A 15,249-nucleotide genomic window follows, 5' to 3' on the forward strand; every position below is an offset into this window, starting at 1 on the left:
CTTTTCCAATCCTGACTTATTCGTTGCGGTCATTCTCTCTTATTTAATGAGCGCGAATAAACGATGAATGAATCATATCGCGAGATCGTTAATGACAGTACGGTGGCCCTGCGCACGCTGGCAAAACTTATGCCCCAGTTGTCTTCGCAATCAACGTTGCTGGAGTTGCTTGAGACAATTAACCACGCCTTTGGCGCCCGCCTGAGCTGGATTACCGTCGATGATGAGAACGGCCTACAGCAGATAGTCAGTGCTGGCGAGCACCCTGTTGCAGCGACATCACCGCGCGTGGCGTGTCATTTACTGGAAAGACAACATGGGTAAACACCTCTTTTCTGACCGCCATCCCGGTTATACCCAGCTGCAAAGCGGCGTACTTTGCAAAATCACCCCTCACGGTCACCTCTGTAGCGGCTATTTTTTCCTCGGTTTTTCTGATCCGCAGACGCCACTCTCTGTGCTGAAAGATATCGTGGTGATCCTGGTGGAAAAGCTGAAAGACTATTTTGTCGAAATTATTGCGCGCGAACGTACCGCCATTGAGATGCAGCGGGTCGTCACCCAATACCAAACCCTTTTCGAACGTGCCCCAGTGCTGATGAATTCATTCGATCGCCGTAGCCGCTACGTGCTGTGGAACGCCGAGTGTGAAAAGGTCTTTGGCTGGAAAATGGCCGAGCTCAATGAGCATGCCGATCCGCTGGCGCTCTTCTATCCCGATCCTGAGGTTCGCCGGCGGGTGCGTGAATCCGTCAATACGGTCCCGCTAAATGATATATACGAATGGCACCCGGTACGCCGGGATGGGGCACAGCTGACCATTCTCTGGTCGAATATCTTATTGCCGGACGGTTCAATCCTTAACATTGGGCTGGATATTACTGAGCGTAAGCGCGTCGAGAAACAGCTGGAGAAAAAGGCGACCACCGATGATTTGACCGGCTGCTTTAATCGATCGGCTATTCTTCAGCAGCTCACCACCGCGCTCGAGGTCAGTCATGGTCTCGCAGCCGAAACTCCCTTTTGCGTGGTGATGTTTGATTTGGATTTCTTCAAACAAATCAACGATCAATGGGGCCATCTGGTCGGCGATCGGGCGCTGGTACACTTTTGCGAACGCATCCGCGAGATGACCCCGGCCGACGCCGCACTCGGGCGGGTGGGCGGAGAAGAATTTCTGCTCTTGATGCCAGGCACGCACAGCGACGCGGCGCTGCAGCTCTCACTCATGCTGCATCAGACGCTGTTGACCCGGCCGTTACAGGTGGGCACCAGGGCGCTCACGCTCTCCTTCAGTGCGGGGATAGTAGAGGTGATGGGCGGTGGACATGATACTTCCTCATTACTCATTCGCGCCGATAAAGCACTTTATGATGCCAAGCGGGCAGGAAGAGGAAAAACAATCGTCGCCGTTGATTATTTATAAATCACTCAACTCTGTTGAATGGGTAAATAGCCAGAACTGACATCACCCGATTGTGCTTTTTTCATGCTGTCAGTAGTTTGACTTAATCAGCGATCCGCTGTGGCGTAATCGAAAAAATCTGCCGTCGGTGCTGGAAAATTATTTAACTTAATAAAAACTGAACGCATACTTTTAGTTTGGCTTACGGACAAATATTATCGTCATAACCAAATATTAGGATTTTGATGATAAAAGTCAGTTGCTAACTTCGCATGATTCATGCAACGTAATCACCTGTTTATCAAAGCATCCGGCCTTCAATACTACAGGCACATTAAAAGCATGGATATAGGGCGGAAACGAATCATAGCGCGCGCGGCAAGGTGCTGAGAGGTGTGGGGATCATCATGGTAGTTTTACTACCGGTGATGCTTGCGCTTTGGTTTGCCCAACTGCGTGCTGTTTCAGAAACCCGTAATCAATTGCGCTCTTTCGCACAGCTTGCCTTAGATAAAACTGAACTCGTCATTCATCAAGTGGATTTAGCGCGCAATGCCGCTGAACACTATCAGGGTAATGTTTGCTCGCCTGCTCACCGCCAGTATATTTTGAATATTGTTCGCGGGCGTCTCTATATTGCTGATTTAATCTATGCCGAAGGGCGTGAATTTCGCTGTTCCACCGTATTGACGCCCGCCACAGCATATACCATCCCACACGCCAATTACACGCGTAAGCCTGATGTTGCTATATATTATTTCCGCGATACGCCCTTCTTTGCGGGATATAAAATGACGTATATGCAGCGCGGCAATTATGTGGTGGTGGTGAATCCGCTCTCATACAGTGAAGTAATGTCAACCGATCACTCCCTGGCGTGGGGTATATTTGATACGGTCACCAATGCTTTTTTCTCGGTCAGTGAAAACGCGGATAAAAATTTATTAAAAACGCTGACTGGCGATAAGGAAACCACGTTTCAGGAGGATGGCCGTTTTTACACCATCGTTCATTCAGAAAAGCGCCCCGTTGCGGCAATTGTTTCAACTACCAATCAGCGTTTCTACGATGTGCTTTACCACGAAGCCACATTAACGCTGCCGCTGGGAATGATCTGTAGCGTCATCATATTATTAGTCTGGTCGCGAACTCGCCGTGAATTAAATTCGCCGGGGCGTTTATTGCACCGGGCGTTAAATAATCGCCAGCTTTGCGTGCATTATCAGCCAATTATCGATATCAAAAATAACGAGTGTGTAGGCGCGGAAGCGTTACTGCGTTGGCCCGGTTTTAGCGGCCCGGTGATGAGCCCGGCGGAATTTATTCCTCTGGCAGAAAAAGAGGGGATGATCGAGCGCATCACCGACTACGTGGTCGAAGAGGTCTTTAACGATCTCGGCCATTTTCTGGCGTCCAGACCGCACCTCTACGTCACCATTAACCTCTCGGCTTCAGATTTCCACTCCTCACGGCTCATCGCCATGATTAGCGACAAGGCTCGCCACTATTCTGTACGCGCGCAGCAAATTAAAATTGAAGTGACCGAACGCGGTTTTATCGACGTGCCCAAAACGACCCCGGTGATTCAGGCCTTCCGGCAGGCGGGTTACGAGGTGGCGATCGATGATTTCGGTACAGGTTACTCTAACCTGCACAATCTCTACTCGCTGAATGTCGATATTCTCAAAATTGATAAGACCTTTATCGACACTCTCACCACCAACAGTACCAGCCATCTGATTGCCGAGCACATTATTGAAATGGCACAAAGCCTGCGTCTGAAGACCATCGCCGAAGGGGTGGAGACGGCAGAGCAGGTCGCCTGGCTACACAAACGCGGGGTGCAATACTGTCAGGGCTGGCACTTCGCAAAGGCGATGCCACCCCACGAGTTTATGACCTGGCAACAGCAGCCTATTGCGGGGCTGGTTGCCCGGCCTGTTAGTTAAGCTGGTGGCGATAGTCGCTGGGGGTACGATCGAACTCCCGGCGGAAAACGCGGGAAAACGTCTGCTGCGACACATATCCGAGATCCATCGCGATATCAAAAATCGGCCGCTGAGTAGTGCGTAGTGCCTGCGCGGCCATCAGCAATCTGCGCTGGCGGATATACTCACCCAACGTTTGACGCATAACATTGCGGAACATTCTCTGCAGGTACCATTTCGAGTAACCCGATTTTTTGGCGACCACATCAATGTTTAATGGCTGGTCGATGTGATCATCAATCCATTCAATAAGTGTCTCAATAATCTGTTGATGCGACATAAAGCTGCCTCTCTCTGGATACACCTGTATCTGTTGATTCGTCGTTTTGTCTGCGGGCGAGTATAATTCCTCAAGTTAACTTGAGGTAAAGAGGTTTTATGGAAAAGAAATTACCGCGTATTAAAGCGCTATTGACGCCGGGCGAAGTGGCGAAGCGTAGCGGGGTGGCGGTATCAGCGCTCCATTTCTATGAAAGCAAAGGGTTAATTAAAAGCATCCGGAACGCCGGGAATCAGCGGCGCTATACGCGTGATGTGTTGCGTTACGTTGCGATCATCAAGATTGCTCAGCGTATCGGCATCCCGTTGGCGACGATTGGTGATGCGTTAGGCGTGCTGCCGGAAGGGCATACGCTGAGCGCGAAGGAGTGGAAAGCGCTCTCCTCCCAGTGGCGTGATGAACTGGATCGACGCATTCATACGCTGGTCGCGCTGCGCGATGAGCTGGACGGCTGTATCGGGTGTGGTTGTTTGTCGCGAAGCGATTGTCCGTTGCGTAACCCTGGCGACAAACTGGGCCAACAGGGTACCGGCGCACGCCTGCTGGAAGAGGATCCGCAGGGTCTGTAAAAAACTAAAGCGCCATAAAGGCGCTTTAGTTTATTCCCGGTCTTTGTCTTTCTCTCTATCCCGCTTATTTCACAGGGGGGTTTCCCCCGACATCAACACCCCTCAGTCGAGCCGTTGCGAGGTTCCGGTTTGTGCTGACACTTTAAGTCTATCCAGGGACGGGAGCTTCGCCAGCGTAAAAGGGTAAAAACTCGGCGAAATATTTTCGCCAGGTTGTGCAATTTTCTATAGTTAGTTTGTATGAATATCAGGAGCTGCCCATGATTACGGTTCACCACCTAAACCAGTCCCGATCACAGCGGGTACTTTGGGCTCTTGAGGAGCTCTCTCTGCCTTACCAGATTGTTCGCTATCAGCGTGAGAAAACCATGCTGGCGCCGCCTGCGTTGAAAAAAATCCACCCTCTGGGCAAGTCCCCGGTGGTGGAAGATAACGGTCTGATTCTGGCGGAGTCGGGCGCGATTCTGGAGTATCTGCAGGAAACCTATGACAGCGCGTCGCAGCTCAAGCCCGACAACCCAGAGCAGCGACTGAACTACCGCTTCTGGCTGCATTATGCGGAAGGTTCGCTCATGCCACTGCTATTAATGAAGCTGGTGTTTGCCAGCCTCGGTAAACCGCCGGTGCCCTTTGGGCTGCGTTCGCTGGGAAAAGTGCTGGGGCAAGGGGTGCAGAAAGCGTATCTCAATAAACAGCTCGAAACCCACGCCCGGTATCTGGAGTCATATCTGGCACAAAACAGCTGGTTTGCCGGCGATCGCCTTAGCATGGCTGATATTCAGATGAGTTTTCCGGTCATCGCGCTGCTGGCGCGCGGCGGTATTAACGATCTCCCGCATCTGCAGGCATGGAAGAAAAAAGTTGAAATGAGACCGGCCTGGCAGCGCGCCATACAACAAGGCGGCCCGTTCGAACTCCCTGGCGAGTCGTAAACCTGTAACCCTATTGCGCATAAACGATAACGTTTGCGCATCCGCTGGTTATTTCTTCATCGTCAAAAGTGAATTTTAGCGAAAAACAGCAAAGTTCAGTTGAAAAGCCCGGTCTTTAGGCTGGATAATCGTTTGCCTTAATTTCACCACCCGTTTTTAAGCGCGGAGCTAAACGTTTGCTTTTTTTGTGACGCCCCTTTTTTCGTCGCAAACGCAGCACAAGGATATGACGTTTCGCTGGCAGTGGAGTGTCCACCACGCTTAACAACGAACGATAAAAAAATCTTCAGGGGATGTTTTCTATGTCTACGCCATCTGCGCGTAATGGCGGTTCGCTTGACGCCATGTTTAAAATTTCTGCTCGCGGCAGCACCGTGCGTCAGGAGGTTCTGGCCGGTCTGACGACCTTCCTCGCGATGGTTTATTCCGTCATCGTGGTACCGGGTATGCTGGGCAAAGCGGGCTTCCCGCCGGCGGCGGTCTTCGTGGCGACCTGTCTGGTTGCGGGCGTTGGCTCCATCGTGATGGGGCTGTGGGCCAATCTGCCGCTGGCGATTGGCTGCGCCATTTCACTGACCGCTTTTACCGCGTTCAGCCTGGTGCTGGGACAGCAGATTAGCGTTCCCGTAGCACTGGGTGCCGTGTTCCTGATGGGGGTGCTCTTTACGGTTATCTCCGCCACCGGTATTCGTAGCTGGATCTTGCGCAATCTGCCGCAGGGCGTGGCGCACGGCACCGGTATCGGTATCGGCCTGTTTCTGCTGCTCATCGCCGCGAACGGCGTGGGTCTGGTAATCAAGAACCCGCTGGACGGCCTGCCGGTTGCGCTGGGCCACTTCGCCAGCTTCCCGGTGATCATGTCCCTTATTGGCCTGGCGGTGATCATTGGTCTGGAAAAACTGAAAGTGCCGGGCGGCATTCTGCTGACCATTATCGGTATCTCCATTGTGGGGCTGATTTTCGACCCGACGGTGCACTTCTCCGGTATTTTCGCCATGCCATCCCTGAGTGATGACAAAGGTAACTCCCTGATTGGTAGCCTGGATATTGTGGGCGCGCTGAATCCGGTGATCCTGCCAAGCGTGCTGGCGCTGGTCATGACCGCTGTGTTTGATGCCACCGGTACCATCCGTGCCGTAGCGGGCCAGGCCAACTTGCTGGATAAAGACGGTCAGATTATCGATGGCGGCAAGGCGCTGACCACCGACTCCCTGAGCAGCGTCTTCTCAGGCCTGGTGGGGGCGGCTCCGGCGGCGGTTTATATCGAATCCGCAGCGGGTACGGCGGCGGGCGGTAAAACCGGTCTGACGGCCATTACCGTGGGCGTGCTCTTCCTGCTGATCCTATTCCTCTCTCCGCTCTCTTACCTGGTACCGGCTTACGCAACGGCGCCAGCGCTGATGTATGTAGGTCTGCTGATGCTGAGCAACGTCGCGAAAATCGACTTTGCCGATTTCGTGGATGCCATGGCGGGGCTGATTACTGCCGTCTTCATCGTGCTGACCTGCAACATCGTGACCGGCATCATGATCGGTTTCGCCTCGCTGGTGATTGGCCGTCTGGTCTCGGGAGAGTGGCGTAAGCTGAACATCGGTACCGTGGTGATCGCCGTGGCGCTGGTGACCTTCTACGCGGGTGGCTGGGCCATCTAATTTGATCTTTCTTGCTAAAACGGGTGGCTCAGGCCGCCCGTTTTTTATTTTCGGACCCCATCGCGTTGTCAATTGCGTTACTCTGAAGAAGATAGACTTAAGGCACGACGCCTTACGATTGACTAAAACAGACACATCGCAAACAGGGAACGCATGGAAATTTTCTTCACCATATTGATCATGACCCTTGTGGTCTCACTTTCCGGGGTAATAACCCGCGTATTACCCTTCCAGTTACCGCTGCCGCTGATGCAAATCGCAATCGGTGCGCTGCTGGCGTGGCCCACGTTTGGGCTGCACGTTGAGTTCGATCCTGAGCTGTTTCTGGTTCTCTTTATCCCGCCGCTGCTTTTTGCCGATGGCTGGAAAACCCCGACCCGTGAGTTCCTGGAACACGGTCGCGAGATTTTAGGTCTGGCGCTGGCGCTGGTGGTGGTCACCGTCGTGGGTATTGGCTTCCTGATTTACTGGGTAGTCCCCGGTATTCCGCTGATTCCGGCCTTCGCGTTGGCGGCCGTGCTCTCACCCACCGATGCCGTGGCCCTGTCAGGGATCGTCGGAGAAGGGCGAATTCCAAAGAAAATCATGGGCATTTTGCAGGGCGAGGCGCTGATGAACGACGCCTCTGGCCTGGTGGCGCTGAAATTTGCCGTCGCCGTAGCGATGGGCACCATGATCTTTACCGTCGGCGGCGCGACCATGGAGTTCCTCAAGGTGGCGATTGGCGGTATTTTGGCGGGCTTCGTGGTCAGCTGGCTTTATGGCCGTTCACTGGGCTTCCTCAGCCGCTGGGGCGGGGATGAGCCGGCAACGCAGATTGTGCTGCTGTTCCTGCTGCCATTCGCCTCATACCTGATTGCCGAACACATCGGCGTGTCGGGCATCCTGGCGGCCGTGGCGGCGGGGATGACCATTACCCGCGCCGGCGTGATGCGCCGGGCGCCGCTGGCGATGCGTCTGCGTGCTAACAGCACCTGGTCGATGCTGGAATTTGTCTTTAACGGCATGGTCTTTCTGCTGTTGGGTCTACAGCTGCCGGGCATTCTTGAATCCTCGCTGGTGGCGGCAGAGGCGGACCCTAATGTCGAAACCTGGATGCTCTTTACCGATATCGTGCTGATCTACGCCGCGCTGATGCTGGTACGTTTTGGCTGGCTGTGGACCATGAAACGGTTTAGCGTGCGTTTCCTGAATAAAAAACCGATGGAGTTCGGTTCCTGGACCACGCGCGAATTGCTGATTTCGACCTTCGCCGGAGTACGTGGGGCGATCACCCTCGCCGGTGTGCTCTCTATTCCACTGTTGCTGCCCACCGGCGATGTCTTCCCGGCGCGTTATGAGCTGGTGTTCCTGGCGGCTGGGGTAATTCTGTTCTCGCTGTTTGTCGGCGTGGTGATGCTGCCTATTCTGCTGCAGCACATGGAGGTGGCTGACCACGTTCAGCAGCACAAAGAAGAGCGTATTGCCCGTGCGGCCATCGCCGAGGTCGCTATCGTGGCGATCCAGAAGATGGAAGAGCGCCTGGCGGCAGATACCGAAGAGAATATTGATACTCAACTGCTCACCGAAGTGAGTTCTCGCGTCATTGGTAATCTGCGTCGCCGCGCCGATGGCCGTAACGATGTAGAGAGTTCAATGCAGGAAGAGAGACTGGAACGTCGATTCCGTCTGGCGGCGCTGCGTTCAGAGCGTGCTGAGCTGTACCACCTGCGCGCCACGCGCGAGATCAGTAACGAAACGCTGCAAAAGATGCTTCACGACCTCGATTTGCTGGAAGCGCTGCTGGTTGAGAACCCGTAGTCTTTTGCCCCTCATCCGTTCAGGGTGAGGGGCTCCAGAATCCTTCGCAACACTGCAGCCACGCCCGTGCGCTGTGGGATAAATAGACCCCTTCACGCCAAATCATCCCCAACTGCCAGTGGAGATCGCTCTCCAGCGGGATCCAGCGCAGCGTATTTTTGTCCAGCCGCTCGCAGATGGGCTGCGGCAGAATCGCAATGCCTACCCCGGCCTGCACCATGGCGGCCAGAAAATCCCACTGCCCGCTGCGCACGGCAATGCGGGGTTTCACGTCGTGTTGATTAAAGAGCTGCATTAACTGGCGGCTAAGGGCGAAGTCTTCGTTATAAATGAGCAGTGGATGCCCGGCCAGCAGCTCCGGTTTAACCTTGTCAATCTTAAGCCAGTCACCCGAGCGTGGCACCAGTACGCACAGCGGGTGGCTGAACAGCGGCAGGGTCGCGAGGCCGCTCTCCTCTTCAACGGGGAGGGCGGTCATCGCCAGATCCAGCTCGCCGTTAATCACCGCCTGCTGCACGGTTAGCCCGCCAAACTCGGCGATTTTAAGCTCCACGCCCGGATAGCGCTGACGGAACAGGCTGATGGGCCCGGCCATCATCATTCCGACCATCGGCGGAATGCCCAGACGCAGTAAGCCTTTGTTCAGGTGATTGATATCACTGAGTTCAGCTTCGAGTTGCCGAAACTCGGCCAGAATCGCCAGCCCACGCTCGAACACCACCCGGCCGGTATCAGTGAGCAGCAGCTTGCGTCCGTCGCGAATGAGCAAATTACAGTTGAGTTCATCTTCGAGGTTTTTCAGCATCTTGCTGATGGTGGGTTGGGTGACAAACAACTTCTCCGCTGCGCGAGTAAAACTCTGCTGGCGTACCACTTCGACAAAATAGCGCAGCGTTCTGATGTCCATAACTATTCCTCGAAACTATACATTCGATGATTTTAATTCATTTCAGTGGATTAGGTGTGCTCACTATACTGGCGCTCCGTCTCATTTTTGAGGAATAAGCCATGGCCGTGGCGTTAAGTCGTGTTACGCCTGCCGTTGTGCAACGACTCCAGGTGCCCGTACAGTTACTGCTGTATGCCGCGCTGTTCGTTTTTGCGGAGTATCTGGTGAACTGGCTGCATCTGCCGCTACCTGCCAACCTGGTGGGCATGTTACTGATGTTGACCCTGATCCTCTGTCGCATTATCCCCCTGAAGTGGGTACGCGCGGGGGCCCGCTGGCTGCTGGCGGAGATGCTCCTCTTCTTTGTCCCTGCGGTGGTGGCGGTGGTGAATTATGCCCAACTGCTGATGGTGGACGGCTGGCGTATCTTTGCGGTGATTGCCCTCAGTACGCTGATGGTATTGGGCGCCACCGCGTGGGTGGTAGACAGGGTCTATCGCTTTGAGATCAGCAGGCTGAAAGATGAGTAATTTTCAGATAAGCCTCTTCTGTCTGGTGATTACGCTGGTGATCTATTTCGCCAATAAACGCCTCTATCGCCGCTTTCATAAATTGCCGCTAATGCCGCTGGTCTTCACGCCGATCCTGCTGGTGTTGATGCTGATCCTGGGCCATATCTCCTGGCAAAACTATATTGGCGAATCGCACTGGCTGCTGTGGCTGCTTGGGCCGGCGACCATTGCTTTTGCGGTACCGGTTTACGACAACCTGGCGGTGATTAAGCGCCACTGGATGTCGCTCACCGCGGGCGTCATCACCGCGACGGTGGTGGCCGTCACCAGTTCAGTCTGGCTGGCGCGGCTGTTCACGCTCTCTGACGAGATCCAGCGTAGCCTCGCGGTGCGCTCGGTCACGACCCCTTTTGCTCTGGCCGCGGCGAAACCGCTCGGCGGACAGCCCGATCTGGTGGCGCTGTTTGTTGTCGTCACTGGGGTGTTTGGCATGGCGGTAGGCGATATGCTGTTTTTACGCCTCTCCATCCGCGAGGGGATGGCGAAAGGGGCTGGCTTCGGTGCCGCCTCCCACGGAGCGGGCACCGCCCGATCCTATGAGCTGGGTCAGCAGGAGGGGGGGGTCGCCAGTCTGGTGATGATGCTCTCTGGCGTAGTGATGGTACTGATTGCGCCGCTGGTGGCGTGGGTTATGTTTTAGGCCGCCGTTGCCAGCGGCCTAATGGATTAGCGATTCAGACGGCGCACAATGCGTTCAACCTGCTGGCGAAACTCGGCCGCAACCTGGGCAGGCGTGAGCTGGCCCTGGTCTAGCTTTTCACGCGCCGAGGTGAACTGATCGATGATTTGTAAATCCTCGATATACGGGGTGGCGACCACGGTGGTGTGCAGCGCCTGGGCCTGGCGCAAACCGGCAATCACCGGATCGTTCGGGTCAATAATCCCCTTCCCGGTGAGCAGCGTTTCTGCCGATTTGTTCAGCGGAATACCGCGCTCCAGCCCCAGTGCTTCTACCGACTGCGGATCGTTGAGCAAGAAATTGATCAGTAAAGCGGCCTCTTTCGGATGTTTTGTGGATTTCGCCACCGACAGCATCTGCGCAGTTTTAAAGTAAGCGCCAGACTCTTTTGCGCCAGGCTGCATCACGTAATCTCCCAGCACCAGCTTCGCCGGTGGCGTCATGTTGTTGGCAAACATCCGGATCGTGATATTCCAGGTGAACAGGCCGCCCCATTCGCCGTTAATCCAGGGCTTCATCTCATAGAGATTCCCCTTGCCGTAGGCAGAGAGCGTTTTTGGCGAGGGCAGGACATGCTCGTCACTTAAGCGCTTCAAAAAGCTAAACGCTTCCGCCCACTGGGCATCGTCCCAGCCGAACGACCCGTCGCGGTTAAACATCGGTTTTTGATACTTCTGCATCATCCAGGTATTCAGCAGCAAGATGACATCCTGATCCACCATCGCGTAGGGATAGGCGTTATTGCCCAATTTTTGCTGGAACACTTTTCCGGCGGCAAAAAACGCATCCCAGTCTTTGGGATAAGCCAGCCCGGCCTTTTGCCAGGTGACGTCGTTGTAGTAAAAGACCGGCGCGTTGACCGAGATAGGCAAGCCGTTAAGTTTGCCTTTCACCGTGGTGGAGGCGAGATCGTTGGCGGAATACTGACCTAAATCCAGCGTATCTTTGAGTTTATAGAGGTCGTAATACCCTTCGCCGTTTTTAGAAAAGATACTTAGCCACGGCCAGTTGGTTTGCATGACGTCCGGTTCGGTGCCGCTGGCCATTTGCGTGGTCAGGCGCGCGAGGTGCCCGTCCCAGCCGGTGTATTCGGCCTTCACGTGGATATGGGGATAGGTTTTCTCGAAGGCTTCCAGCGCCTTCAGCGTGGCCTGATGGCGGCTGTTTCCCCCCCACCAGGACATACGTAATTCAACGGGCTGTTGCGCCCAGGTGGAAGTACAGGAAAATAACAGCGATGCGATGACACCTGATACGAGTTTATTCATTTTTGTCTCCGGGACAGAGGCAGCATTATTGTTATTAAACAGGTGAGTAACTGCACAATACTGACCAGCAGTTTCGGCGCAGCCTCCTGCCGCGCCGTTGAGAAGCACTTAAGATTTAGTAAGACGAGAGACCAGCTCAAACTCCGTAAAGTTCACCGGTCGCTGCAGCTGCATAGAGAGATTGCCCGCAATGCCGGTGAGGATAGACATCGCCCCGGCGCGGTGATCGGCTGCACGCTGCAGGGGATCGTTGCCCGGCTCGCCAAACAGATCGGCCAGCATGGCGTTATCGCCGCCGCCGTGCCCCCCTTCGCCCAGGCTGAATTCTGCCTTCCACGGCTCGGCGAACATCGGGAAGACGGTGATGTCGCACTGCTCCAGGCTCCCCTCGTTTTCGCGTTTACCCCCGGCGTTAACGTAAGATTTCTCAATGATTTTCATCTCCAGACGACCTTCGGTGCCGTTGAAGACCACGTTGAGCCCTTCCCATGGCAGATAGGCGTTCAGTGAATAGGTAAGCTGGACCTGATTCTGATACTTCACCAGCACCGACATAGTGTCTTCGATGGTGATGCCATCACTGAATACGCTCTGATCGCGGAAGTAGTTATCTTCATGTTCGGCATCCAGATAGAGCGCTTTAAGCTGGGCGTTATCTGCCATATGCAGCGCGAATGGGTCATCTTTCGCTTCGGCGAAGCCGTGGGCGCGGGGATAGAACCGGGTCACGCCGCGTTTTTCTGCGTTCTCTTTACCGTAGAACTGCAGGCTACCTTCGGCGTAGACCCGCTCCGGATAGCTGCCCAGCCAGAAGTTCATCAGGTCGAAGTGGTGGGTGGATTTATGCACCAGCAGGCCACCGCTGTTGCGCTTTTCGCGGTGCCAGCGACGGAAATAATCCGCGCCGTGTTCGGTGTTAAGCAGCCATTCGAAGTGAACGGAGGTGACCTTGCCAATCCCCCCCTGCATCAGCAGCTCGCGCACTTTGCTGTGGTGCGGCGCGTAGCGGTAGTTAAAGGCCACGCGCACGCTGCGGCCCGTCTCCTCAATGGCATTAAGAATGCGCAGCGCACGTTTCTCATCGATGGTCATCGGCTTTTCGGTGATCACATCGCACCCGGCGTGCAGGGCGCGAACGATATAGTCATCGTGGGTGCGGTCCATTGTGGTCACGATGATGCTGTCCGGGCGGGTTTCGCGGATCATCTCTTCAAACTGCTCCGCTTTCCAGGTAGAGACCGGCGCGACCCCTTCGTTCTGGAGTAACTGGTTCGCATAGTCCATGCGCGTCTGGTTGGTATCGCAAAACGCGACCATCCTGGCATTTTCACGCCAGGCTCCCCCAATGGCAGAGATATATAAACCCGCACGACCTCCCGTTCCGACCAGCGCATATTTTTTCATGGCATCCTCGATTAAGATAAGAAAATAAATATCAGCAAGGTGGCGCAATGAAACGTATTCCACATCAATTGATGGAGCTGAATAGCACCTTTATTTGGCACTGGCCCTGGTTTATTCAGGGAGTGGCAAGCGCAAAGCAGCATGGTTTCACCGGCATCATCCTGCACCAACAGGAACTGCTCTCTCTTCTTGCGACGCCCTCGCCGTTAAGCGCGAAACTTAACGTCGAGAACTTAATTCATCAGCAAAATTACGCGCTGCAATATTTAAAACGTGTCGATCGTTACCTGGCGGAAAATAATTTAACGTTCTGGCTTCAGGGAGAGGCCGCGCCGAACGACGACATTATTAAGCGTAAATTTCCTGAACTGAGCTTTGATGAAAAAAGCACGCCCGATTTCTGGCACCCTTTCTATGCGTCAATTCTGCATCCGTTATTAGCCTCTTTGCCCCATCTCAGCGGCCTGATTCTTAGCCTCACCACCCCCGATTTTCAGACCACCCGCTGGCAGCAGAGCCTGCATGATGTCTGGAGCCTACTGCGCGGGCAGGGCAAGAAACTGATCCTGCGTGATTTCATTGATGACAGCTGGCCGCGACAGCAGCTGTCCGGCATCCTGGCCCGTTTATCAGACGATGTACGCGCCTCGATTAAAGCCACGGAGCTGGATTACCACCCCGGTTTTGCCAACCATCCCCACATCGCCACGCTGCCGGGGCATAAAAAGTGGATCGAATACGATCTTTTCGGCACCGGATATGGCTGGACCGCGCTGCCCTGCTATCTGGCCGATGAGATCAGTGGGCGTCTGAGCTGGGCGCTAAGCGCGGCTGAAAACGAAATCGAAGCCATTACCTCACGGGTGAGCTGGCAGTGGCTACCGGATAGCCGGGTGATGGACTCGGCTAACGCCATCAATCTCTTCGGTCTGTCTGCCGCAAACCAGCAGGACGATGCCGCACAGACCACGCCGTTTGAGCGCTGGGCAGAACAACAGCAGCTCGGTTTTCGCTCCCTGCAGGACAAGCATCAGCTCGCGGCCATTTTGCATGCCAGCTACGACTGGCTTTGTAAGACGCCAAACTTCCTTGGGCGGCGACTGCACTATCAAAGCCAAATCCCGGAGAGCGTGGCCCAGGCGCAACAACTGCTGCATATGGACACCCGCAGTGCCAACTGGCTGCATGCCTGGCAACCGCTGATGCCAGCCGACGATCCCGCGCTTGGCAAAGAGCAGCGAGAGCGGGTCGCGCTGGAAAAAGAGGCCGCCTGCTTTATCGCGTCGCGCACGGTGCAAAACCTGCGTGAGTTGATGCCGCGTATCGCCTGCCCGAACGACACCCTGGAGATCCTGCTGGCCGCCTGGCGTAGCGCAGAAATCTACAGCCAGATGTTCTCCCGCGTGGCGGCGGCTGTCACCGATGTGCTGTGGCTTGACCATTACGGTGCAAACAGCCTGCCCGCGACGACCCTGCAGCGACATCAACAACATCTGCACGAATACGCCGAGACGCTGGCGCACTGGCTGGCGCATCCTCCCGCCGGTGGGCCGCTGTTCCTGCCGCTCCTGCTTAGCCCGGCGCGTCTCACGCAATTTGCCGAAAGCTTGCGTTAAAGCATAAAAACTGTGGCCAGGGTTGTCTGTACTGGCCGCAGAGGGAAAGGGGGGGTTTGAGGTAAAAACGGGAAAAGTGTGATGGCCTTTACGAAACAGAGATAAAGCCTGTGAAGTGGGTCGGCTTTTTTTGTTTTGGTGACGTGATTAACGTCACCTGAAGAGGGGAAAACTGTGATCCCCGACCAGAGGCCG

14 protein-coding genes are annotated in these 15,249 nt (G+C 54.9%); 10 read left to right on the forward strand and 4 right to left on the reverse strand.

Annotated elements, in window-relative coordinates; translation table 11 throughout:
- The first annotated feature begins 63 nt into the window (after positions 1–63).
- The 3 genes from JZ655_RS21305 (at position 64) to JZ655_RS01335 (ending at position 3,354) form a co-directional block, all read left to right on the forward strand.
- A complete protein-coding gene (locus tag JZ655_RS21305) occupies positions 64–324 on the forward strand; it encodes a hypothetical protein (protein ID WP_242637290.1) in 261 nt (86 codons plus the stop codon).
- Complete coding sequence (locus JZ655_RS01330) at positions 317–1,426, forward strand: GGDEF domain-containing protein (protein WP_242637291.1); 1,110 nt, start codon at positions 317–319, stop codon at positions 1,424–1,426. Before JZ655_RS21305 ends, JZ655_RS01330 begins: the two co-directional genes overlap by 8 nt.
- A 386-nt stretch (positions 1,427–1,812) precedes the next feature.
- On the forward strand, positions 1,813–3,354 hold the full coding sequence (locus tag JZ655_RS01335; RefSeq protein WP_207292811.1) for an EAL domain-containing protein: 1,542 nt from the start codon (positions 1,813–1,815) through the stop codon (positions 3,352–3,354).
- Here the strand turns inward: JZ655_RS01335 and soxS are convergent.
- On the reverse strand, positions 3,347–3,673 hold the full coding sequence (gene soxS / locus JZ655_RS01340) for a superoxide response transcriptional regulator SoxS (protein ID WP_040077595.1): 327 nt from the start codon (positions 3,671–3,673) through the stop codon (positions 3,347–3,349). The genes JZ655_RS01335 and soxS overlap by 8 nt on opposite strands.
- A 98-nt stretch (positions 3,674–3,771) precedes the next feature.
- Here soxS and soxR point away from each other — a divergent pair, with 98 nt between their 5' ends.
- The 4 genes from soxR to JZ655_RS01360 all read left to right on the forward strand — a co-directional run bounded on the left by soxR (position 3,772) and on the right by JZ655_RS01360 (position 8,626).
- Positions 3,772–4,242, forward strand: coding sequence for a redox-sensitive transcriptional activator SoxR (gene soxR / locus JZ655_RS01345; RefSeq protein WP_040077594.1), 471 nt, complete (start codon positions 3,772–3,774; stop codon positions 4,240–4,242).
- 260 nt (positions 4,243–4,502) lie between these two features.
- The gene (locus tag JZ655_RS01350; RefSeq protein ID WP_207292812.1) at positions 4,503–5,174 is read left to right on the forward strand and encodes a glutathione S-transferase family protein; all 672 of its coding nucleotides are present in this window, start codon (positions 4,503–4,505) and stop codon (positions 5,172–5,174) included.
- 302 nt (positions 5,175–5,476) lie between these two features.
- The gene (ghxP, locus tag JZ655_RS01355; protein ID WP_040077592.1) at positions 5,477–6,826 is read left to right on the forward strand and encodes a guanine/hypoxanthine transporter GhxP; all 1,350 of its coding nucleotides are present in this window, start codon (positions 5,477–5,479) and stop codon (positions 6,824–6,826) included.
- Positions 6,827–6,979: 153 nt separating this feature from the next.
- Positions 6,980–8,626 carry a Na+/H+ antiporter gene (locus JZ655_RS01360; RefSeq protein WP_046885529.1) on the forward strand — a complete coding sequence of 549 codons (1,647 nt, stop codon included), beginning with the start codon at positions 6,980–6,982 and terminating at the stop codon, positions 8,624–8,626.
- 19 nt (positions 8,627–8,645) lie between these two features.
- On the opposite strand, the gene JZ655_RS01365 is transcribed toward JZ655_RS01360, so the two are convergent.
- Positions 8,646–9,533, reverse strand: a complete 888-nt coding sequence (locus tag JZ655_RS01365; RefSeq protein WP_046885528.1) for a LysR family transcriptional regulator — start codon at positions 9,531–9,533, stop codon at positions 8,646–8,648.
- 101 nt (positions 9,534–9,634) lie between these two features.
- On the opposite strand from JZ655_RS01365, the gene JZ655_RS01370 reads away from it, so the two are divergent.
- Positions 9,635–10,045, forward strand: a complete 411-nt coding sequence (locus tag JZ655_RS01370; protein ID WP_207292813.1) for a CidA/LrgA family protein — start codon at positions 9,635–9,637, stop codon at positions 10,043–10,045.
- On the forward strand, positions 10,038–10,727 hold the full coding sequence (locus JZ655_RS01375) for an LrgB family protein (RefSeq protein WP_207292814.1): 690 nt from the start codon (positions 10,038–10,040) through the stop codon (positions 10,725–10,727). Before JZ655_RS01370 ends, JZ655_RS01375 begins: the two co-directional genes overlap by 8 nt.
- Before the next feature lie 26 nt (positions 10,728–10,753).
- On the opposite strand, the gene JZ655_RS01380 is transcribed toward JZ655_RS01375, so the two are convergent.
- Positions 10,754–12,034: an ABC transporter substrate-binding protein gene (locus JZ655_RS01380; protein WP_207292815.1), complete on the reverse strand. Its 1,281-nt coding sequence runs from the start codon at positions 12,032–12,034 to the stop codon at positions 10,754–10,756.
- A 108-nt stretch (positions 12,035–12,142) separates the two neighbouring features.
- Positions 12,143–13,438, reverse strand: coding sequence for a Gfo/Idh/MocA family protein (locus JZ655_RS01385; protein WP_207292816.1), 1,296 nt, complete (start codon positions 13,436–13,438; stop codon positions 12,143–12,145).
- Positions 13,439–13,485: 47 nt separating this feature from the next.
- Here JZ655_RS01385 and JZ655_RS01390 point away from each other — a divergent pair, with 47 nt between their 5' ends.
- Complete coding sequence (locus JZ655_RS01390; RefSeq protein WP_207292817.1) at positions 13,486–15,054, forward strand: hypothetical protein; 1,569 nt, start codon at positions 13,486–13,488, stop codon at positions 15,052–15,054.
- Positions 15,055–15,249: the final 195 nt, after the last annotated feature.

Origin of the sequence: Leclercia pneumoniae, from assembly GCF_017348915.1 — a bacterium.
Taxonomy (GTDB): domain Bacteria; phylum Pseudomonadota; class Gammaproteobacteria; order Enterobacterales; family Enterobacteriaceae; genus Enterobacter; species Enterobacter pneumoniae.